This is a genomic window from Citrobacter rodentium NBRC 105723 = DSM 16636 (assembly GCF_021278985.1).
Taxonomy (GTDB): Bacteria; Pseudomonadota; Gammaproteobacteria; order Enterobacterales; family Enterobacteriaceae; genus Citrobacter_A; species Citrobacter_A rodentium.
Genome location: NZ_CP082834.1, coordinates 1 through 19,310, shown reverse-complemented (window position 1 = coordinate 19,310; position 19,310 = coordinate 1). Strand labels below are relative to the sequence as shown.

22 protein-coding genes and 3 pseudogenes are annotated in these 19,310 nt (G+C 42.1%); 1 reads left to right on the top strand and 24 read right to left on the bottom strand.

All coding sequences use genetic code 11. From position 1 onward, the window contains the following. The 5 genes and pseudogenes from virB10 to K7R23_RS25620 form a co-directional block, all read right to left on the bottom strand. Nucleotides 1-1,119 (bottom strand): VirB10/TraB/TrbI family type IV secretion system protein, encoded by a 1,119-nt coding sequence (gene virB10, locus K7R23_RS25640; protein ID WP_000131267.1) that lies wholly within the window; start codon nucleotides 1,117-1,119, stop codon nucleotides 1-3. Continuing rightward, complete coding sequence (gene virB9, locus K7R23_RS25635; RefSeq protein ID WP_001299943.1) at nucleotides 1,112-2,020, bottom strand: P-type conjugative transfer protein VirB9; 909 nt, start codon at nucleotides 2,018-2,020, stop codon at nucleotides 1,112-1,114. Before virB9 ends, virB10 begins: the two co-directional genes overlap by 8 nt. Then, complete coding sequence (locus tag K7R23_RS25630) at nucleotides 2,017-2,703, bottom strand: VirB8 family type IV secretion system protein (RefSeq protein ID WP_001290765.1); 687 nt, start codon at nucleotides 2,701-2,703, stop codon at nucleotides 2,017-2,019. The genes virB9 and K7R23_RS25630 overlap by 4 nt, the downstream gene beginning before the upstream one ends. A 514-nt stretch (nucleotides 2,704-3,217) precedes the next feature. Then, nucleotides 3,218-4,297 (bottom strand): TrbL/VirB6 family protein, encoded by a 1,080-nt coding sequence (locus tag K7R23_RS25625; protein WP_000007791.1) that lies wholly within the window; start codon nucleotides 4,295-4,297, stop codon nucleotides 3,218-3,220. 10 nt (nucleotides 4,298-4,307) lie between these two features. After that, a pseudogene (locus tag K7R23_RS25620) lies at nucleotides 4,308-4,679 on the bottom strand (type IV secretion system protein); the annotation flags it as partial. Nucleotides 4,680-4,702: 23 nt separating this feature from the next. Between K7R23_RS25620 and K7R23_RS25615 the strand changes: the two are divergent. Further along, nucleotides 4,703-5,671, top strand: coding sequence for an IS5 family transposase (locus K7R23_RS25615; RefSeq protein ID WP_012904651.1), 969 nt, complete (start codon nucleotides 4,703-4,705; stop codon nucleotides 5,669-5,671). 50 nt (nucleotides 5,672-5,721) lie between these two features. Here the strand turns inward: K7R23_RS25615 and K7R23_RS25610 are convergent. From K7R23_RS25610 to K7R23_RS25520, 19 genes and pseudogenes are all read right to left on the bottom strand, one after another. Further along, nucleotides 5,722-6,075 (bottom strand): annotated as a pseudogene (locus K7R23_RS25610) (type IV secretion system protein); the annotation flags it as partial. A gap of 11 nt (nucleotides 6,076-6,086) precedes the next feature. Further along, on the bottom strand, nucleotides 6,087-8,834 hold the full coding sequence (locus K7R23_RS25605; RefSeq protein WP_000105979.1) for a VirB4 family type IV secretion/conjugal transfer ATPase: 2,748 nt from the start codon (nucleotides 8,832-8,834) through the stop codon (nucleotides 6,087-6,089). Between the two features lie 18 nt (nucleotides 8,835-8,852). Next, nucleotides 8,853-9,125, bottom strand: a complete 273-nt coding sequence (locus tag K7R23_RS25600; RefSeq protein WP_001328551.1) for a TrbC/VirB2 family protein — start codon at nucleotides 9,123-9,125, stop codon at nucleotides 8,853-8,855. 67 nt (nucleotides 9,126-9,192) lie between these two features. Further along, nucleotides 9,193-9,813, bottom strand: a complete 621-nt coding sequence (locus K7R23_RS25595) for a lytic transglycosylase domain-containing protein (RefSeq protein WP_012908959.1) — start codon at nucleotides 9,811-9,813, stop codon at nucleotides 9,193-9,195. 437 nt (nucleotides 9,814-10,250) lie between these two features. Then, complete coding sequence (locus K7R23_RS25590) at nucleotides 10,251-10,484, bottom strand: EexN family lipoprotein (RefSeq protein ID WP_000121162.1); 234 nt, start codon at nucleotides 10,482-10,484, stop codon at nucleotides 10,251-10,253. A 4-nt stretch (nucleotides 10,485-10,488) separates the two neighbouring features. After that, nucleotides 10,489-10,755, bottom strand: a complete 267-nt coding sequence (locus tag K7R23_RS25585; RefSeq protein ID WP_000160396.1) for a helix-turn-helix domain-containing protein — start codon at nucleotides 10,753-10,755, stop codon at nucleotides 10,489-10,491. 76 nt (nucleotides 10,756-10,831) lie between these two features. Further along, the gene (gene taxC, locus K7R23_RS25580) at nucleotides 10,832-12,061 is read right to left on the bottom strand and encodes a DNA relaxase/nickase TaxC (RefSeq protein WP_000539545.1); all 1,230 of its coding nucleotides are present in this window, start codon (nucleotides 12,059-12,061) and stop codon (nucleotides 10,832-10,834) included. Nucleotides 12,062-12,064: 3 nt separating this feature from the next. After that, the gene (gene ddp1 / locus K7R23_RS25575) at nucleotides 12,065-12,568 is read right to left on the bottom strand and encodes a DNA distortion polypeptide 1 (RefSeq protein WP_000781818.1); all 504 of its coding nucleotides are present in this window, start codon (nucleotides 12,566-12,568) and stop codon (nucleotides 12,065-12,067) included. A 363-nt stretch (nucleotides 12,569-12,931) separates the two neighbouring features. Then, nucleotides 12,932-13,279 (bottom strand): type II toxin-antitoxin system HicB family antitoxin, encoded by a 348-nt coding sequence (locus tag K7R23_RS25570; RefSeq protein WP_000681613.1) that lies wholly within the window; start codon nucleotides 13,277-13,279, stop codon nucleotides 12,932-12,934. Next, nucleotides 13,276-13,524, bottom strand: a complete 249-nt coding sequence (locus K7R23_RS25565) for a type II toxin-antitoxin system HicA family toxin (RefSeq protein ID WP_000520549.1) — start codon at nucleotides 13,522-13,524, stop codon at nucleotides 13,276-13,278. The genes K7R23_RS25570 and K7R23_RS25565 overlap by 4 nt, the downstream gene beginning before the upstream one ends. Nucleotides 13,525-13,829: 305 nt before the next feature. Beyond that, a complete protein-coding gene (locus K7R23_RS25560; RefSeq protein ID WP_000854261.1) occupies nucleotides 13,830-14,180 on the bottom strand; it encodes a hypothetical protein in 351 nt (116 codons plus the stop codon). 91 nt (nucleotides 14,181-14,271) lie between these two features. Then, nucleotides 14,272-14,571: a hypothetical protein gene (locus K7R23_RS25555; RefSeq protein WP_000650311.1), complete on the bottom strand. Its 300-nt coding sequence runs from the start codon at nucleotides 14,569-14,571 to the stop codon at nucleotides 14,272-14,274. Nucleotides 14,572-15,024: 453 nt separating this feature from the next. Beyond that, on the bottom strand, nucleotides 15,025-15,252 hold the full coding sequence (locus tag K7R23_RS25550) for a helix-turn-helix domain-containing protein (protein WP_000801440.1): 228 nt from the start codon (nucleotides 15,250-15,252) through the stop codon (nucleotides 15,025-15,027). Then, nucleotides 15,239-15,490 (bottom strand): hypothetical protein, encoded by a 252-nt coding sequence (locus K7R23_RS25545; RefSeq protein WP_001230707.1) that lies wholly within the window; start codon nucleotides 15,488-15,490, stop codon nucleotides 15,239-15,241. The genes K7R23_RS25550 and K7R23_RS25545 overlap by 14 nt, the downstream gene beginning before the upstream one ends. Further along, the gene (locus tag K7R23_RS25540) at nucleotides 15,487-16,029 is read right to left on the bottom strand and encodes a hypothetical protein (protein ID WP_012908950.1); all 543 of its coding nucleotides are present in this window, start codon (nucleotides 16,027-16,029) and stop codon (nucleotides 15,487-15,489) included. The genes K7R23_RS25545 and K7R23_RS25540 overlap by 4 nt, the downstream gene beginning before the upstream one ends. Nucleotides 16,030-16,133: 104 nt before the next feature. Next, complete coding sequence (locus tag K7R23_RS25535; RefSeq protein WP_001025397.1) at nucleotides 16,134-16,649, bottom strand: J domain-containing protein; 516 nt, start codon at nucleotides 16,647-16,649, stop codon at nucleotides 16,134-16,136. Nucleotides 16,650-17,286: 637 nt separating this feature from the next. Then, nucleotides 17,287-17,636: pseudogene (locus K7R23_RS25530) on the bottom strand (helix-turn-helix domain-containing transcriptional regulator). Nucleotides 17,637-17,659: 23 nt separating this feature from the next. Beyond that, nucleotides 17,660-17,941 (bottom strand): type II toxin-antitoxin system RelE family toxin, encoded by a 282-nt coding sequence (locus K7R23_RS25525; RefSeq protein ID WP_000220561.1) that lies wholly within the window; start codon nucleotides 17,939-17,941, stop codon nucleotides 17,660-17,662. Next, nucleotides 17,931-18,182, bottom strand: coding sequence for a type II toxin-antitoxin system Phd/YefM family antitoxin (locus K7R23_RS25520; RefSeq protein ID WP_000121743.1), 252 nt, complete (start codon nucleotides 18,180-18,182; stop codon nucleotides 17,931-17,933). The genes K7R23_RS25525 and K7R23_RS25520 overlap by 11 nt, the downstream gene beginning before the upstream one ends. Nucleotides 18,183-19,310: the final 1,128 nt, after the last annotated feature.

The following is a 19,310-nucleotide window of genomic DNA, read 5'->3' as shown; positions in this document are numbered from 1 at the left end:
CTATTTTACCTTTAACTCATAGATATCAGAAAAATCAATGTCTTCCCCGACCATAATAGTGATTATGTCACCTTGGTTTTTATACATTGTTGGAGGAATATTTATCGAATTCTCAAGTGCGACTTTAGCCATTTCAGCCATTGCCTGTCGTGAGTTTTCGGTATAATCCACATTACGATCTTTACCAGGTGCATTATCCGCCGCCGCCGCCGCTACATCCTGAACCATACTGAGCATAAGAGAACCACCAAAACGCTCCCAGAAGTGAGAATCGATCCATCCATCAATGCCTGCTTCCCCCAGGGGACCAGCCGCTGCTGTATTTACCATATCGATTCGTTTATTATCAGGCGTCCGCAACTGCTCCCACATAACGAACATTCTGCCCTGTCCATGATTCAGCGTTCCGGTCTGGTAACGACCAAAAGCCTTAGTTCCCTGTTCCAGTAATTTTGTGTGGTGATTAGCACTCCATACATCTTCTGTAAAAACACAACTGATACGACCTGCAACATCAGAAACAAAGCGTGTGGTTAAAGCACACGGTATAAGCCTGTTTTCCTCAATATAGAGATCAGGATCGAGATTAATCGCAGTCACTTTCATTCCTGATTTACCAGGCACATTTTCTTTTGATTCTTTCCTTTCTTCCTGTGGCTCTGATGTCTGCGATGTCCTGCTGCTGCCACTCGCGCCAGTCTGACTCCCTCCCTGACCAGCAACAGGTATTGACAAATATTTCCTGAACCCCTCCTGTGGCACTTCTTTATGACCGTCAGAAACAGTATTACCAGAACCAGTAGCGCCTGGATTGATAATTGCTTTGTTCTCAACAGGGTCAAAATTCTGACCAAGACCAGTACGGATTTTACTGACCTGAGAAATGCTGGTATCGCCTGTTAATTCTGATGCTTTCTGCTGGTCATCTGCAAAATAATTTTTATATGTTTTCAGCGCAAAAATACCAATAACTAATACAGCCATCAGACCAAACAGAAAGCCAGAACGCATACGATTATTTTTGTTCCTGATATCACCGATATCATGAACGGGTTTACTTTCCAGCTTTGACTGATTCGCATCATCAACTAAATCATCTGTTTTTTTCATATCAGTCATTATTCACCTCAACACGTTCTACCGCAGGAGAAGATGTATTCCTCTGGTCGGTTAATACTTTTCCGAAAGATTTATTCACAACACCAACAACGCTGTTTCCATAGCGTAAAACAAATTTGTCATTAACGTTGTGGATAACCATGATTTTATACTTGCCTTTTGTTTCCACATTAAAAGCAAGTGTCTGTTCCTGACCATCTCTTACAGCAAATGGAGCTGGGAATACTTTCCCTGAGTTAAAACCTAAAAAGGTAAATATGCCATTATCATAAGCAAAATCAGGGGCGATACGACGACTGTCATATTTTTCATTGACTCGCATGAAATAATCCCAGTTTTTAGGCGCATCGGCTTTTTCAAAACTTTCAGAAATCAGTTTCTTCTGTCTGAGTTTTTCCTGTTTTTCTTTTGCCAGCCTTACTTCTTCTGCATTCTTTTTCGCTATTTCTGATGGATAGCGGAATTGTACAACATAAGCAGGTTGCGCTTGTTTTTCTTCTGACAGAAGGATTAGATCAAGACTGTAAATCCGCTTTGTTGTTCTGACAAAAAGATTCGTGTCCCATTCCTTTTCTGTTGGCTGGAAAACCTTTTTCAGTTTTTCGCCTTCATCGCCTTCCTGTTCCTGAACAACGGGACGCGGATTGATGTAAACAACATTATCATCGGTTGTGATTTCCCATCCGGCAGGAAAACCAGCCTTTGCACTGATAACAGCCTCACCTTCATCAAAAACAACTGATGTGAGAAATCCTGTCTTTGACCGGATAACGGTCGTATTCGCACCGTTATAACTCACAGTCTGCATCCTTGCATCAAATCCAGAAGGTAACGGAGTCGCTGCTGAATACACAAGCCCAGGAAGCAATAAACATGTAGCAATAAATAATTTCTTCATCATTCCCCCCTGACTTCCCGATCTGTCTGGTAACTGGTTACCGTAAAACCGAGAGGATTAAGCTCACGACTGGAACTTTTAACCGACTTTTCTGGTTCAAAACGATATGTCACACGAGCCGTCCAGTATGAAACTGAAACCTGTCCGGTCGTGAAGTTTCTCGTCGTTTTTTTAAAACGCACAGAGGCCAGTTTATCTGGCGCGGTTGCGTCAGAAATAATATTGGAGATGACCTCAACCGCAACGTAAGAACCGTTATTATGATAAATTTTATCAGGAGCCATATCGCTGTTATACAGACGAAGATAATCGTCCTTTACTGTATTCGAGCTATATAGCTGTACAGTCTCATAATCATACTGAAGAGACGGATAATTATAACCTTCACGTAAAGTAATATACGTGTTTACAAAATACCGCCCAAGCGCTTCAGATTGCAGGATCTTTTCCTGTTTAACCTGAGTAATCAGTTCTGTACGGCCTGTTTTTTCGCCAACAGCCACAATAGCAAGCTCTTTTTCTTTTAATGGCACAAGAACACAAATTGCAGCCCCAAGACATAAGGACAGTAATGATGCTGCCACTGCAACACGCCATGCATTTTTCTTAGACCGTTCATTTTCTGCATAGAGTTGTCTTTCGAAGGATTTAGCTGTCTCAATCTTCTTTTCGATTTTTTCACTCATAACTGATTACCTGGCTGTGGTTAATGGGTTCCAGTTCGCCGGAAACATCAGAAGGAAGGGTATTCCTTGTGGTACATCCGGAAATCTGAAACAGGAAAAACAAAAGAATCACACATCGCATAAATTCACCTTATTAAGCGTTCACGAACACCTTTAAGAGATAAAGGCCAAGATGAAGAAAAAGAATCCCACCAATAAGAAGCAAAAAGCGAAGATCCATACCCTTTCTCCATTTCCCCGCAAGCCCTAAACCAAGTCTTATTCCTGCGAAGCAGGTAAACACTCCTAAAAGAAGGATTAGGACAAAATAAAGTATCATGACAAAATAATGAAGCATGTCACAACCAGCTCTGACTGATTCCACCTAAGACCTTAAATAAGGTAATTCCCGTGATTAAAATAATAAGCTGGGTTATTAGCTTTCTCTTCCTGCTCCATCCGGAGGTGATATGTTTATCAACAAACGTCAGTATCCAGTTCAGGGACATCACATAAAAAAAACGTTTCATTATATTCATGCGGCATTCCTCGCTCGTGCTTTTTCCAGGGATGCAAGTCTTCTCGCCTTCATCCCCAAAGCACCTGTCGGAGCCAGCGCCTGATATCCCTTTTCACCCGCCCATTCAGCGGCTGTTCGCGCACCACGCCCCATCAGATTCCCTGCTTTCCCAGATAAAGAATTCATGCCCGTTCTTCCGGCCATCCCTAAGCCAAAACCTAAACCAGCGCGACCGCCAAGCATCAGAGACTTACCAGTAGCCATACCAGCAGCACCCAGCCCCATCATGGCTGCGCCCTGAACAGCACCTTCAACACCTGCACCTGCTAACTGGACAGCAAAACTTTTAGCTATAAGAACCAATAAAGCTCCCAACAATCCGGCTAAAAATCCCATTGCACTTACGGTCATAACATTACTATTGGGTGTCGCATTAGATACTTGTTGCAATATATCCCCCTGAAAATCCATAGCTATCCGAATTACTAAACTGGCAAATAACACAGTCAGGATGCTAGAAAATAGCGATTGCAACCAGTTATTAAACATAACTCTAATAAAACCAAACATCAGACAGAAAATAAATATTGGCGCTGTTATAATAAGGAATTTCATCGTAATATCGGCAGTTAAAAAAACAACAGCACTAATTGTCATTAAAATAAGTGAGCCAGCCCAAACAAGCGTCATACCTAATGCGCCAGCCAAAGGAATGAAATCAGTGTCTTTTTGATATACCTTTTCCGCAAGATTTTGTGTTTTCTCCCATAAGTTATCTAAGGTTTGCCATGCGCTAACTCCGCCAGAAAGCCCATCTTTCATGCCTTGCAATGCATTGGTTGCCGCTGTCAAATATCCATCTGCATTTGTTATAAACATGATTATGATCGCAAATTTTGATAAATCCCAAACTAAATCCTGCATCGGAGTCTGAGTTTTACTGGCGAGTATTTGATAGCCTTTCCATAGTACATATAACGTGACAGATGCTGTCACTAATGACATTATATCTTGTGTGAATTGACTTTGATAAGTAGATCCAACCTTATCAATTGCTTCCATAACGGTTGTATTATATTTAACAAAGAATGACATACCTTTTCCCTCATTGAATCGTAGGTATTGGTGCGTTCATCTGTTGTTGCTTATATTCAGCCCTTTGTTGTTCTTTCAACATCTCCGTGTCAGCCTGATTTTTACTATTCCAGACATCATACTGCATTTTTAACGACTGTGCCTGTAATGCGTTAGCCAAATCCTGGGATTCTTTCATATCCTTTGAAGCCTCAATTCGAGTACTTAAACTCTGAATCTGAGACATTGCACTTGATAACTGCTTATTTATCTCATTTCCCTGTTCAATACTGGCAGCCTTTGACACAATCCGTGCTTTACAGAGATTATCATTGCGTTCATAGCCTGTAGTGCACATATCGAAGGCTCCATACTTGCTGAACAGATTTTTTGCGGCTTTGTTGAATAAATCGAACTTTTGCTGAGTTGAAGGATCAGATCACGCATCCTCCCGACAACACAGACCATTCCGTGGCAAAGCAAAAGTTCAGAATCACCAACTGGTCCACCTACAACAAAGCTCTCATCAACCGTGGCTCCCTCACTTTCTGGCTGGATGATGAGGCGATTCAGGCCTGGTATGAGTCGGCAACACCTTCATCACGAGGAAGGCCCCAGCGCTATTCTGATCTCGCCATCACCACCGTTCTGGTGATTAAACGCGTATTCCGGCTGACCCTGCGGGCTGCGCAGGGTTTTATTGATTCCATTTTTGCCCTGATGAACGTTCCGTTGCGCTGCCCGGATTACACCAGTGTCAGTAAGCGGGCAAAGTCGGTTAATGTCAGTTTCAAAACGTCCACCCGGGGTGAAATCGCACACCTGGTGATTGATTCCACCGGGCTGAAGGTCTTTGGTGAAGGCGAATGGAAAGTCAGAAAGCACGGCAAAGAGCGCCGTCGTATCTGGCGAAAGTTGCATCTTGCTGTTGACAGCAACACACATGAAGTTGTCTGTGCAGACCTGTCGCTGAATAACGTCACGGACTCAGAAGCCTTCCCGGGCCTTATCCGGCAGACTCACAGAAAAATCAGGGCAGCCGCGGCAGACGGGGCTTACGATACCCGGCTCTGTCACGATGAACTGCGCCGCAAAAAAATCAGCGCGCTTATTCCTCCCCGAAAAGGTGCGGGTTACTGGCCCGGTGAATATGCAGACCGTAACCGTGCAGTGGCTAATCAGCGAATGACCGGGAGTAATGCGCGGTGGAAATGGACAACAGATTACAACCGTCGCTCGATAGCGGAAACGGCGATGTACCGGGTAAAACAGCTGTTCGGGGGTTCACTGACGCTGCGTGACTACGATGGTCAGGTTGCGGAGGCTATGGCCCTGGTACGAGCGCTGAACAAAATGACGAAAGCAGGTATGCCTGAAAGCGTGCGTATTGCCTGAAAACACAACCCGCTACGGGGGAGACTTACCCGAAATCTGATTTATTCAACAAAGCCATTTTTTGCCTGACTGCTTAATGCACCTTCGGGATTACTGGTAAAATCAGAAATATAACTGTTCCCCTGCTTATAAATATTTGTCAGTTCTGATTGCAGATTACTTAGTTCATTTGTGAATGCCGCAATATTCCTTATACCTGTTGCCGTTGCTAACTGGTCTTTATATGCCTGAATCTGACTCTGATAATGTTGCGCAGTTTCAGACCATTGTTTGAGTCGTTCTGTCCATCTTGCGGCTTCAACAGCCCATTCCGGACTGGCATCTACAGCAACCGGAATACCTGCGCTGCTATAAAATGAAGCCGTCAATAATGATATCAGCATAAATGTTTTTACACGTTTCATAAATTCACCTGTCAGATTGCCCGTTCGAGATATTCAGGAACCCAGTCATCAGGCTCCATTCCTTCATGATAAATACTTTCAAAAATTTCCAGATTATCTGCACTGGCAGACAATATTTTCAGATATCCACCAAGTCCCGATAAATCGAGTGTCGCAAGTGCTGAAAATGATTTACCATCTCCCTTTTTAAGACTGCTTTTTTTAATCAGGAATTGTCTCGACATTGGATCAAGATTTTTAACAATATTAAATTCTTCTGGTGTCAGCTTAAGCCCTTCTACATAGTCATTGTAATCGGCATCAGGGTTAGCCAGATAAATACTGGTGCTGCATACTTCAACCACAGCCCGTGAAATCTTATTCTTCAGTATTTCATCCGGAGACTGAGTTGCCGGAATAACCAGCCCGTTCAGCTTACGAATTGTTTTCAGCTTGTTATAGACAAAATCGCTGAATGCTTCATCCTGTAGCCATTTCCAGAACTCATCCAGGAAGATAACAAGACGCCGACCGTCCAGAAGCTGCGTAATGCGATACAGCAGATAGAAAGTAATTGGTGCACATACCATCGGATCATCAAGAAACTCGGTGCCATCAATGCCAAAATTATTGACATGCTGAATATTGAATGTGTCTTTAGCATTATCAAAAACCCAGCCATGAGCCTGACCATTAGCCCATTGGGACAAACGAAGGATAATCCCGTTCTCCTGCTCATCCCGATCATCTCTCTGCATAAGATGCTCAAGCATTCTGGTAATGCCATATTCCCGCATTTCGCCAGGAGGAAAATCCATCACAGCATCAACACTTTCGCTAATAAGCAATCTTTCTCTTGTCGATAATCTTTCACCATTTCTGGTACACAGAATCTCCATCAGTTGCTTGACAAAAATACGGTTACGTTTTGTTGCCTCCAGAGCAAAAGGATTCCATCCTGTCGGCTCACCGCTTTTTACGGTGTAATATTCCCCACCAAGCATTCGGATACATAATTCAGCCCCTCTGTCCTTATCAAGAAAGACACACGTTAACTTCTTATTTTTTGCAGAGTCAGCAAAAGTTTCGGGGTTATTGTATTTCTGTAATGAACAGGCAAGATATGACAGAAACATTGTCTTACCTGAACCCGCCGTTCCTATAACTTTAGTATTAGCAAGATTCTTTTCACCTCTTTCATCTTTAAACAGTACTGAGTTATGTAAATTCAGATAATACGCCTGTTTGCTTGGTGTTTTGAGAATAGCAACCGCTTCTGTCCAGCAGTTTTTATCGCGTTTCCCCTGGTAGAAATTATGGAATGATGCCAGTTCGACAAAATTTACATTCGATACCGGAGATAAACGCGGCCTTAAATGAAAAACCGCCGGAAGCTGGGCAAAATATGCCGCTGGCAATGACATGGTTGACAATGCCGGAATAATGCCCAGGTCAGTAAAGTCTGCCGTAATTTTACTTACAGATTCGTCAAGCTCCCTGATACTGTCCGCCATTACCATTAGCGTGAAATGGTAGTAACCAAAGGATATATCACCGGACACAATATCATTTTTTGCCTTTTCCAGTTCCTGCAATTGAGTAACCGCATCATCTTCTGTACTCTTTAACTGTTTTTCTGCACGTTTAATGGTACTCAATGCTTCTGATTTGCTCATGGATGTATATGAATGCGTAATAATATAGTCAGCATCAGAATACTGGAGCACATCAAAAACACCGGATGCAGTCTCACTACAGAAATCTTTAATTTCAATAGAACGAAAGAATTTATTTCCATCAATGCGGCATATCTGTCCGGTATCATGATTAAAAAATACATCCACTCCACCAAGAACGTTATACACCGGAGAATCAGTGACTCTGATTTTTTGCAACTTCCCTGTCAGAAGATAATTATAGAATGACAGTTGAGAAGAAAATACCTTTCCGTTCTCCTCATACATACCAAGAAGTTTACAGGTAAATTTATCAAGAGCGCCAGAGAATGTATTAATCATTTCATTCATTCTCTTCACATGAATGTTAATATCATCTTTCTTTTCTTTAATACTTTTTTTGCGTTTTTCCAGTTTTTCTACACGCCCGTCTGGTCTGTAGATCAGCGTAAAGTAAAGTGTGTTCCCCTTGAATTTATTTTTCTTCATCGAACCATAATAACAATCTGATATTATATCAGCATATTTATTACCTGATTTTGTGGTAAAGGCATCATAAAAACTCGCCCTGCATGAATGGTTATAAAATGAAACGGGCAGTCCGGAAAATGAACGAACAAGAGTGGCAACCTGTGAGTCAATAGTTTCTAACATCTCCGCAGAGATTGACTCAAAGTTAATCCCCATCAGTTGCCATGTCGCTACATAATCACCGTTCTTTGTTTTGACAATATTTTTATCAACATGGCTTGAATAGGGTATATATTTACCAGTAGTAATTCGCTCATTCAGTTTCATGGCATTAATAAACTCATCAATTTCAACAGCTTCATATTGTCCGGAGAGGAACGCTCGTGCGCCAAAAAAACGATTACACACTGAGTTTCCGAGCATTTTCAGCTTAAGAAAGTAAAGATTAAAAATGTGGTCGTCCTGCTTAGTTATCATTCTGAGAATAAAAACTGCGACAGGAATAGCCAGCCAGATCAGCTTGCTGATATAAACCCCCGCCAGAAATAACGCCCCTGCAACCACAGTAAGAGGGACGACAGGAACACCCACATACATAGCAGGGCGTGTCATCGCTTTATAAAGTGTAGACATACTATCGTCCCCGCTTTATTAGTTAACCATCATTGATGCAACTTCAGCCGCACTGGCGATAACAATTGCCCCGATGATGATAGGTGAGCATTCACGAATCGTGCTTCCACCAAACAGAACCTTGTAGCCGACCCACAGACAGGCAATAGTCACCGTGACCAGTGAAAGGCCACTAAGCCCTGTTTTGACCTTTTCCAGCAGTGTTTCCGCTTTTGAAAATCCATCCGCAAAGGCTGGTGATGCGACTGTTGCCCCGGCGACTGCCATAACTACCTTATTTTTACGCTGCATAACAGCAGTGACAGATGAACTGATACGATTACATACTGATTTCTTAAATGACATTTTATAAGTCCTGTTAATTAATAACTTTTGTTGGATGTGAGTTATCAACAAAAGCAGATTTCAGAATGGTTTCGGGCCAGATAACTGACGCATTGTGTGAACGATTTTTTCGCTGTTCTCCCCCGTTGCTTCTTGTACCTGGTACAACATATTTTTTTTCGTTCCCTGTATAACCAATTCGCTCAACATAACTTGTATTATTAAATTCTTTTTCTTTTCGCTTACCGTTACTAAAATTTCCTGTATAGTAACAACTAAGCGCATTCTCCAGGCTCCTCCCTCGTTTATAACAATCCACGATAATCTTTTCGAAAACAGACAAGTTTTCACACGGATCAAGGAGTTTTTCTGCGGACGTGGAATAAAAAGAAAAATTACTGCTGGTAATCTGCATCAATCCGACAGAATAACGTCTTTTTCTGTTTTCTATTTCTCTGATAACTGTAAGAGCTTCCTCCTTACTTTTGGGCATATGACTGATAAAACTTTTGCCATAGCTACCGCGTTCCCTTTCAGGAATAATTTCAGCCACAGCATAAGGATTGAAGCCACTCTCGACCCGTGCAATATCATTTATCGTATCCGGATGAACTGACGCCGCACACAGCAACAAGGCTGGGAATAAAGACGCCATAGCTAACGCTCCATATATCCATCAATACGCATACTCTGCATTAATAAGTAAATAATTTGCTTCCTCTTACTAAGCAAAGATGTTTTCGTTTTCTCTTCGATAAATGCATTCAACCTGGGATCGAGTTTTATCGTGACATAAACCCCTTTTTCCGATGACTTATCTGGTTTCTCCTTCATTTAATCAATCCACTATGGGCTATAGCAATGGCAAAAAATACCATTGACAACACAAGAATCTCACATTCCATTTTTTAACTAATCCACTATGGACATGTTTTAGATTCGTTCTAGATGCAAATAGGATTATCAAAATAAAGAGACTACACAACTACAGAAACTTTAGTGGACACTCATCGCAATTTATGTGAGGACACAAAAAAACCGACCATCTGGTCGGCTATAATTTAGTATCAACACCTGCTTGGGTTGTATCTTTTAATTAATTTGAGGCACAGGCGCATCTTGTTGCTGATTCTTGTACAACGCAGTCTTGGCGTTTTTACAATTATCCGATACGTCGCCTGACTTCTTACACTCTTCAACCTTCGAGATCGCTTCCTCCGGATGATTTCGCCACCAATCAACGGTCTTGATTTCCTCACCACAACCACTCAATGCAATTGAGAACAAAACCAACGAAAGAATTCTTGTTTTTTTCATATAACTCATAATGTTATGACTCCCTTGTTAATAAGATTGCCATCATCCTAAGAAACGCAGTTGTGCGCACTCCTACCAGAGTTGCACTACCTACGGCTCTTTTTACCAGATTCAAATGATACATAACACCATCGGTCGTGATCCCTTTTTCTGACGCAATTTCCTCAACTGTGCAACCAATTACATACATCACTGCAATATCTTTCTGTCGTTCAGTTAACTGAACCTCTGGAAAGATTTGATGAAGTTGCGAAATGCGTATAGCATCATGCTTAGTCATGATAACCTCCCATGTAGGTTGTTGTGATTAGCAGGTGAGCAAAGTAGCCGCTTTGTTCACCTGCGCCGAAATCAAATTAAAATCCCAGGCCTTTCCAGTTCCTCTCTTGCTGTATTCTTAGTTTTTTATGTTCTTCTGAATCCTTTGTAAACCCGTGTTCAAGAGCAAACCCGATATTGTGACCTTGCTCATGTTTTCTGGATAGCTGCTTTTTAACGTCGCTCTCTTCCGGCTGCCTGGTTTCACGCTCATGAACCTGACGTTCTCTGTTCCGCTCAAGGGCAATATTTTCAATCTGCCAGTTATTGCGATGCGTTTCCCTGTAGCCTGCAACAGTTCCATCATCATTAAACATCGGGCTACGTACAAGCGTAGGAGCCAGTTTTTTAACTTTGATAAGCGTTCCTGGCTGGAGCTTTTCAGACTCGAAATGATTTTTCAGGTCTTTACCCCAAATCGTAACCTGCTTTCCACCTTTTAAAGTTTCATAAGTGAGGAAAGGTGTTCTTTTTTCCCCTGCCTTATTCTGATATGAAGTCTCCCCAAAATCCACAACCTTGTAAACATTCCGGAGTCTTTTCGGATTTTCAGCCTGTAATCGCTCAATCTCCCGTTTACGTTCGGGATCTTTTTTCCATGTAGCGGTAACATCATATCCCATACCTTTCAGTTTTCTATGAAAACCGTTTCTGAACTTCCTGGTTTCAGACTTAGTAAGTCTTAATCTCCTTCCTGTTTCTTCATCACGAAGTTTAATATTAACATGTACATGAGGATGATCTTCTTTATCATCATGGTATACGGCAACGAAAGCATGGTTTGGATAAGTCTCTTTAAGAAATTCTATCGTAGCTTTCAGAGCGTCTTCCCTGCTTACTCCAGCTTCTGGTGGTGGTGAAAAGACCATGTTTTTCACATGATCGATGTTTTCTCCACGATATGTTCTGGAGTAATCATTTCCTTTAGATAAAGTTGAAGTAAACTCCCTGTTAAAGTCTTCTCCTTTCCCTGTTTGCTCGGAACCTTTTCCATCATAACAGTAAGCCTCAAGTTCACCATTACGGGTAATGTAATCAATACCGTTTTTGATACCTGCGGCAGTTTTCCCTGAACCTGTGATTTTAAAAGTGACTTCTTTTGTTGGCGTCCAGGTATATGCTTTCTTGTCTGTGCCATGTCTGACTTTATGATTAAAAGCCGATTTACTGGCATGTATATGTCTTCCCGATAACTTAGGAGATTTCGGATCACGCCCAGTCCCTTTAGCGCGTTTAATACGGTATTCCTGTTCTACATACACACCCATAAATCACCCAAATCTGTTAACAACACTCTTGGTTAACGTTTCAAGTTTTGAATCAATTTGCTTACATAGTTCAATCACTTCAACAACGTCTTTTCTGAAATCAGGATCGTTAACCGTGCAAAATCTTTCACCTTTTATGATAAAATGAATGTTGCGACCAACACGATCTACAGCAGTTGATAATTTTTTAAGTTCCTTAACTTCATCAGGGTAAAGACAGACTTCATTCTTTAACAAAGACTGACGCACACGAATAGCAATTTCTCTGCTCATGCTCATGCCGTGAAGGGCTGCATTACGTTTAACAAGTTCTATTTCATGAGGGTATAAACAGGTTTTAACAGCCTTTGATGATTCATTGCTGACGGGTATATTTGATGGTTGAACATCAACATTAAGTACATTATGCCTGGCAAATGTATTGATGCTGGTAAACCCACTTGATATAGCGTTATGCTCTGCAAGTTTTAACTCATCATCACTAAGTCTGAACGCTATCATCTTCATAACTCACCCCAACAGAGCCTGCGGCAGGCACAGGCAAAAACATCGTTTTTGGACAATCATGGATAAAATGTTAACATTTTGACCATGATTGTCTATCCTGCATTGATTGTACCATATGTGGCACTGTGCCTGGCTATAAAATCGTCGCTGCATATGTCCAGATTTCGTTGCTGAAAGGTTCTTTCGTCTTCGACCATCTGGCAAATGTATAGCTGATAGATTTGTGAAAGAAAAAACAGGCCTGACAGGGCTGGGAATTGTTACGGCTTCAGCCGTAACGCTTTTTAAGTCCTCGCTGCGCTGCGGGGCTTCCGGCGCAAAGCGCCTCCCATGCCCTTACAGGGCATAAAAAAACAAGGGCAATTAAGCCCCTGCGCGATGATTGCTGACTTCTTTTTCCAGAGCCTTATTAACAAAGGCATTCAACGATAAGTCTTCTTCCATCGCCATTTCTGCTACCCGACGATGCAGTTCTGGATCAAGCCTGACGTTAAACACGCCTTTAAACGGGGTATCAGGTTCCTTTCCATCCTCCACACAAGACTGTAAATACAGATCAACAGATGTTTTAAACTCCTGTTCCAGTTCAGCTAATGTAGAAGCCTCATAAGTTACCAGGTCCCGAATAAACGCCAGTTTTCCATACAGGACATTATTTTCAAAATCGGGTTCAACCGTGCCTAAATATCCTTTATATTTTAAATGTTTCATAATAATCCAGCCTCTTTCAGATTCTGTTTAATTGCTTTCAGCGTACCACCTTTGATATAACTTTCCGGATGTGGACGATGCATTAATATGGTGTGATTGATTTCAGCATTGAAAAACCGCACTCTTGACCCCTGCATTTCCTTTTTGACATATCCCAAAGAGGAAAACAAAACGACCAGTTCATCCCATTCAAACGTTTTTTTACTGTTTAAAAACTTTGCCAGTAGCTTATCTGTTTTCCCCATAAATCCATCCCCTATAGATATGCAACTAATTATAGTTACACATAGCATTTTTGTCAAAAAATACAAAGGGGGCAGAAAGCCCCTTTTTTTATTTAAAACATTTCATACCCTTGCAGGTAGTTTAACCACCACCGGAATTGATCCCATTCACTAAATTTCATTGCCGGGATTCTGGTTTCCCAGCCTTTGACAAGGGAATCAGCAAGCTGTACGATCTGCTGCGTTGACATTTAAAAACCTCATTCAGTTTTGATTGTCGATAACGTGATCAGGTTGGTGGAACAACCTGATCACACCTTGAATAGTCAGTCATTACCCTCCTTCTTTTCTATAGTTACTGTGTATCCGTAAAGGGTCAAAATGCGATAAGCATCCAACGCCTCACGCTCACTTTTAAATGTTCTGACTTCGTGTAATCCATTCCCTTTATCAAGGGATACACAAAACTCATAATCTTCTTCTACTTCTATCTTTTTAATTAATTTATCAAGTTCGGCTAATGTTCGTTTTGGCTCAAAAAGAAATGTGCATTGTACAATGGCGTTTAAATCTTCCCGATCAAGCTCTAACAGAGCATCATTATAAGCAGCTTTAAAACAGCGATTATTACGCAGATCAGATGCAAACTGCATTGCGGCTTGTTTTAACGTTTTCATGAATTTCCCTTGCATTGATGTTAATAGACAATTTCAGAATCAATATTGAAATTTCCAGAAAATGCAGGGTTCCCCCCTGCATTTATAATGCTTAACGAAGGCACTCAATAAAATCTTTAAAACTCAAGCATTCATCGCCATCTTTTAGCGAATCAAAATATTTTTCATATTCGTCCCTGTAGAAAAGGACTAAATCAACATCACTCTGCTTAAGTTCGCCAAACTGAGGAACAATTCCGGTTTTATAGTCACGAATTTTATTGTTATCAGTAAATATGACAACATACTGTTGTCCCGTATCCTTATGCATAAGGATAATAGTGCAAAGCGTTACTCGTTCGAATGTGAAAACATGATTAGTGGTTGAAGTAAAAACAGATGAGCATTTCATTTTAAATCTCCTGCCCTGCTGGGCTATTGTGAGAGGGGCCATTCCCCTTTCGATGAAACAATAATACGACTTTCAAGTCGCACCTGCAAGTGTTCTCCCGTTTTTTTACTCGATAAGTGATTGTTATCACGTTTTTTAATCCGCGTAAGCGGATGGAAGGGGCGAACGAAAATACCAGGGCAGCACAGGAGCCACATCGCCCCGAAGCGCGGCGCAGCCGCTGATGAACGTACCAGGGCGCACAGGACATCCCTTCACCCTGCAAAGCCCAACTGACCAGCAGGCTATGATTATGCTGATTTGCGCCGCAGAATGCCGCAGTTAGCGCGAGCGCAAGCGAGTTTACCCCGCCCTGGTGCATTGCAGCATGGCGGGGCGCTGTACTGCGCGTGTGAGCGTCAGCGAGCTACGGGCGCAACTCCAGGTACTAATATAAAACCATCACAGGTCATTTTATTTTGACTCCCTTTTGCAGAGCACGTATTCAGGATGTTCTCCTGCAAGTAACAAAAGAAACTCAAACTCAACCAGTGACAGACTTTGACTGTTTTGAGTATTAACCTCCTCTTTTTTCTGCCAGGTTCTTAGCCCAACACCATAAATATGACTGCATTCTTTCTGTGTTAATCCTGCTTTTAAACGTAATTTTTTTACATTTTCAGGTGTATTATCGGGTTTCATTTAACATAAACTCCTTAATTAAATTCTTAACTGGCGTCTCATCGTCTTCCCTTAATCCGGCACACGTAAAATCAATATGTTGTAATTCATTCTCATTCAGTACGGCATCATACAATGTAATTTTCGTAGTTTTGTTCCCGATTTTAACATTTGTTCTGGCTTTTATCCTTTTTGTAAGCCTGTAATTGTCACCTTCTTTTTCAAGAAAATAAGTCACATCACCTTTATTTTTTCTCATAACTGTTTCAAATACCCTGTAATTTTAACAAGTTGATCTATACTCAAGCCCCGAATCTGTAAATCATAACTGTCGCCCTGTTCGGTGACTTTACCGTTCAATCCGTTTTCAGCTTTAAAGCCTATCAATGCCCCATACCAGCTTTCAAGCTGGACAAGTTGCGATAACATACCTTTCAGGATCAGAATTTCGTCCTTTTTTTCCACCTGGTGTTTCTCATACTCAATCGCCTGTAACACCTCCTGCGAAGCATTTACCAGAATTTTTCGCTCGATATCGGCTGCAATATCAACGGGATTCCGTTTTCTGGATAACGTGCAAACATGATGCGGACTACGCCAGGAGCGACTATCCACACTCCCCACAACAGAAAACCGGCCTTTTTCCATCCGAATATGCACAGAGTAATTTTTAAACTGCGGTGACGTCAGTTTTATACGAGACGAACAATCATCAAGTTTGTTCACGCGCCAGCCGTTCCCCAGGATACGGCAGACAACTTCAAAGACAGGGTGATATTGTTCAAAAAAAGAGTTCATCTGTTTCCCTTTTTGCTACGTGGCTGCTGTTCCCGTCTTTTTGGGTTCGATGCCCCAAAAGACGGGCTGGCTATAATATCGGGGGCTTCTCGCCCCCGTTCTGGTTACGCTCTGGTTTCCACGCGTTGCCACCCTGTCGCCCTGCGCTGTCCGGTTGTACCGTATTTTGCGCGGATTTCTTCTATCGTGTGTTCTTCACGATTCCAGTAACTTTTATGTTCGTCTGGACGATAAAACCATTGTTTTTTCTTTGCCGCCCATTTACACCCGATTTCTTTCAAAGTTTCCTTATGTGTAAGGGTTTCTCCACTAATCCAGACCCAGTTACCTATCACTTCAAATACCAGACCAGATAAACCAGAAAGAACATTTAATACTTTTTCCAGGTCATCACCGTAATTATATCGTGCATGTTCATCAGTGCTCTGGAACTGATTTATTTTATCAATATTTGCCATCAATACATCAAAAGCTGCATTTACCGCTTTCATCAGTTCAGCCCCTAACGGGTTACGATCTGGATGATATTTTAAAGCGGCTTTTCTGTATGCTGCTTTGATATCTTTTTCAGTTAATTCGCCGGATAATCCAAAAACGTTTAATGCTTCCTGGATATTCATTTTTTAAATCTCCTGCCCTGCTGGGCTATTGTGAGAGGGGCCATTCCCCTTTCGATGAAACAATAATACGACTTTCAAGTCGCACCTGCAAGTGTTCTCCCGTTTTTTTACTCGATAAGTGATTGTTATCACGTTTTTTAATCCGCGTAAGCGGATGGAAGGGGCGAACGAAAATACCAGGGCAGCACAGGAGCCACATCGCCCCGAAGCGCGGCGCAGCCGCTGATGAACGTACCAGGGCGCACAGGACATCCCTTCACCCTGCAAAGCCCAACTGACCAGCAGGCTATGATTATGCTGATTTGCGCCGCAGAATGCCGCAGTTAGCGCGAGCGCAAGCGAGTTTACCCCGCCCTGGTGCATTGCAGCATGGCGGGGCGCTGTACTGCGCGTGTGAGCGTCAGCGAGCTACGGGCGCAACGCGCCAGAATCTGCTCTATGTTAATGCTAATGTATGCATACATTAGCATTAACACACGCATCTATCGCATCGCCTTTGGATGTGTATTAATACACACCATTAAACTATTACCAGTACGCAATTGTACGATTTGCCGATTAAATACAGGTGAACGTCGGGCGGGATAACTGCGGTTTTGATGGCATGGAAATTCCCCGCTTAGGGGAACTGGAGAGATTAGTGGCTGGATTTACTGAGAGTGAACTGTAATCCGGCTACCGATGTAAGTTGTGCAAGCGTTGTGATGGTCGGGTTACCGTTGGGGGATAATGCGCGGTAAATACTCTGACGGGCAAGGCCAGATTTCCTGGCAGCTTCGGAAATCCCCCTCGCGCCTCGATTACCTGACGTAGCGCAACAAGAAAACCACCTAAACCACCAGGCTCGTTTATTTCTTCCAGGGCATTAGCAAGATAAGCATTTGCATAATCAGGATCTGCACGTAGTTCTTCAATCATGGCGGCGTTGTGCTCAACGGCTGCCGGATAATGATTTTTCTGCGACTTCACATTTTCGTCATATGCCATTTCCACAACACTCTCTAAAAAATTCAGCGCATATCTGCGATCTGATAGACTTCGCTGCTTTCCCTTCTTCCAACGGCAATAACAAGTAAAACGACTTTCTCATCAATGACTTGATATACAAGTCTGTAGCCAGATGCACGAAGTTTGATTTTATAGCGATCAGCATGACCATGTAACCGGGCTGCGGGTACGCGTGGATTTTCCAGCCGTTCTGCCAGTTTCTTTTTGAATTGTTCACGGATGGTGTGGCCGAGTTTCTGCCATTCCTTCAGTGCTCTGCGGTCAAAAGCCAGTTCATAGGTCATCCAGGTTAACCTTCACAATTTCCGGGTTTTTCATGCGCTCATCAGCAACAGCGTTTAACTCAGCATCTTCAGCGAGTTCCCGATAGTAGGCGTAAAGTTTTGGTGGAACGCAATAGAACGCCGGTTCGTTTCGGTTCAGGATCGCAACAGCGTCCCCTTCACCTTCAGCTACGGTTCCCATAGGATTTTTTTTCAGGTCAGTAATACTGGCCGCTGTGGTTGTCAGAATTTGATAGCTCATAAGCCCTCCGCTTGTCTCATTGGCATAATAGCATCTTTAAAAGCACTCTTAAAAGTGCTTATTAAAAAACATCAGAACAGGTGAGATATGGCTCTTTCCGACATCGCCTTAAAACGCTCTGTAACGCGTTCTAAGTGATTTTTTTTATTTTGCATGGTTTCCCTCATGGTTGTACCGAACGAAGCGGCAGAGCGCGATTCAGGGCTTCTCTGTGTCATTTTGGGGAGGGGGCATTACTGGATCTGTTGATTTATGTATCGTTGAAATGATGTGGTCACATAAATCAATTGGCAAAAGAACATATCATGTTGATATTAAAGGTATTTTATTGAAATATGAGAAGATCCTCGGTTAGCAAAATGAGGATCATAATTAAAAGAACTCTTTCATAGTATTCAATAAAATCAGTTAGTTATATTAAACCGCCCTCGGAATGAAATATTCAGGTTGTGACTAAACATGAGAACTTTCTCGGTCTTCACAGGATCAGATTCTGATGAACAGAAAGCCTCTGTAAGCGTTTTTCGCGCCTCTCATGCCTGAAGGGCATTTAAACCCCGTTTCGTGCGTCTGAGCGTGTTTTAGAGGCTATCAAGCGACTCATCACCGAAGGAACAACAACAGAATTACCAGCGATATGTGAGAAATGACTCCGCTCGCCGCAGTCGAACGACCGAGCGTAGCGAGTTAGTGAGCGAGGAAGCGGAATGTCTTCGATGCAGCATATGAATCCGTACGCTCTGGTCTGACCTCATCTTGTGATTTTGCTGATTTCAACTCAAAAAATTCACAATGCGCTCTATTCTTTTTTTCTAATTTCTTTTTTCTAAAAGATAGATCACTCCTATGTTACATATAATATTTCCTTTTTCAGGGCCGTTTTTTCTTTTGTTTTTCAATTAATTGTAATGCTAACTAGGGACAGATTTATGGTTAAAAGGGGACAGATTTATGGTTATTTGCGTTTTTATCAGGGGACAGATTTATGGTTAAAAGGGGACAGATTTATGGTCAACTAGGGACAGATTTAGTGTGGATAACTTTTTTATCCACAGGCTGTGGATAACTTTTTTAGATTCAACTCGGATTCGTTATGGATTCTCTATGAATCTGAATTGGATTAGTGAC

Bases quoted from the DNA above. Each gene is read 5' to 3' on its own strand.
- K7R23_RS25570 (WP_000681613.1), bottom strand. From the start codon at position 13,279: ATGAAACATTTAAAATATAAAGGATATTTAGGCACGGTTGAACCCGAT.
- ddp1 (WP_000781818.1), bottom strand. From the start codon at position 12,568: ATGAAGATGATAGCGTTCAGACTTAGTGATGATGAGTTAAAACTTGCA.
- K7R23_RS25600 (WP_001328551.1), bottom strand. From the start codon at position 9,125: ATGCAGCGTAAAAATAAGGTAGTTATGGCAGTCGCCGGGGCAACAGTC.
- K7R23_RS25605 (WP_000105979.1), bottom strand. From the start codon at position 8,834: ATGTCTACACTTTATAAAGCGATGACACGCCCTGCTATGTATGTGGGT.
- K7R23_RS25545 (WP_001230707.1), bottom strand. From the start codon at position 15,490: ATGAGAAAAAATAAAGGTGATGTGACTTATTTTCTTGAAAAAGAAGGT.
- K7R23_RS25555 (WP_000650311.1), bottom strand. From the start codon at position 14,571: ATGAAATGCTCATCTGTTTTTACTTCAACCACTAATCATGTTTTCACA.
- K7R23_RS25565 (WP_000520549.1), bottom strand. From the start codon at position 13,524: ATGGGGAAAACAGATAAGCTACTGGCAAAGTTTTTAAACAGTAAAAAA.
- virB10 (WP_000131267.1), bottom strand. From the start codon at position 1,119: ATGACTGATATGAAAAAAACAGATGATTTAGTTGATGATGCGAATCAG.
- K7R23_RS25560 (WP_000854261.1), bottom strand. From the start codon at position 14,180: ATGAAAACGTTAAAACAAGCCGCAATGCAGTTTGCATCTGATCTGCGT.
- virB9 (WP_001299943.1), bottom strand. From the start codon at position 2,020: ATGATGAAGAAATTATTTATTGCTACATGTTTATTGCTTCCTGGGCTT.
- taxC (WP_000539545.1), bottom strand. From the start codon at position 12,061: ATGGGTGTGTATGTAGAACAGGAATACCGTATTAAACGCGCTAAAGGG.
- K7R23_RS25630 (WP_001290765.1), bottom strand. From the start codon at position 2,703: ATGAGTGAAAAAATCGAAAAGAAGATTGAGACAGCTAAATCCTTCGAA.
- K7R23_RS25540 (WP_012908950.1), bottom strand. From the start codon at position 16,029: ATGAACTCTTTTTTTGAACAATATCACCCTGTCTTTGAAGTTGTCTGC.
- K7R23_RS25525 (WP_000220561.1), bottom strand. From the start codon at position 17,941: ATGACCTATGAACTGGCTTTTGACCGCAGAGCACTGAAGGAATGGCAG.
- K7R23_RS25590 (WP_000121162.1), bottom strand. From the start codon at position 10,484: ATGAGTTATATGAAAAAAACAAGAATTCTTTCGTTGGTTTTGTTCTCA.
- K7R23_RS25585 (WP_000160396.1), bottom strand. From the start codon at position 10,755: ATGACTAAGCATGATGCTATACGCATTTCGCAACTTCATCAAATCTTT.
- K7R23_RS25595 (WP_012908959.1), bottom strand. From the start codon at position 9,813: ATGGCGTCTTTATTCCCAGCCTTGTTGCTGTGTGCGGCGTCAGTTCAT.
- K7R23_RS25520 (WP_000121743.1), bottom strand. From the start codon at position 18,182: ATGAGCTATCAAATTCTGACAACCACAGCGGCCAGTATTACTGACCTG.
- K7R23_RS25550 (WP_000801440.1), bottom strand. From the start codon at position 15,252: ATGAAACCCGATAATACACCTGAAAATGTAAAAAAATTACGTTTAAAA.
- K7R23_RS25535 (WP_001025397.1), bottom strand. From the start codon at position 16,649: ATGAATATCCAGGAAGCATTAAACGTTTTTGGATTATCCGGCGAATTA.
- K7R23_RS25625 (WP_000007791.1), bottom strand. From the start codon at position 4,297: ATGTCATTCTTTGTTAAATATAATACAACCGTTATGGAAGCAATTGAT.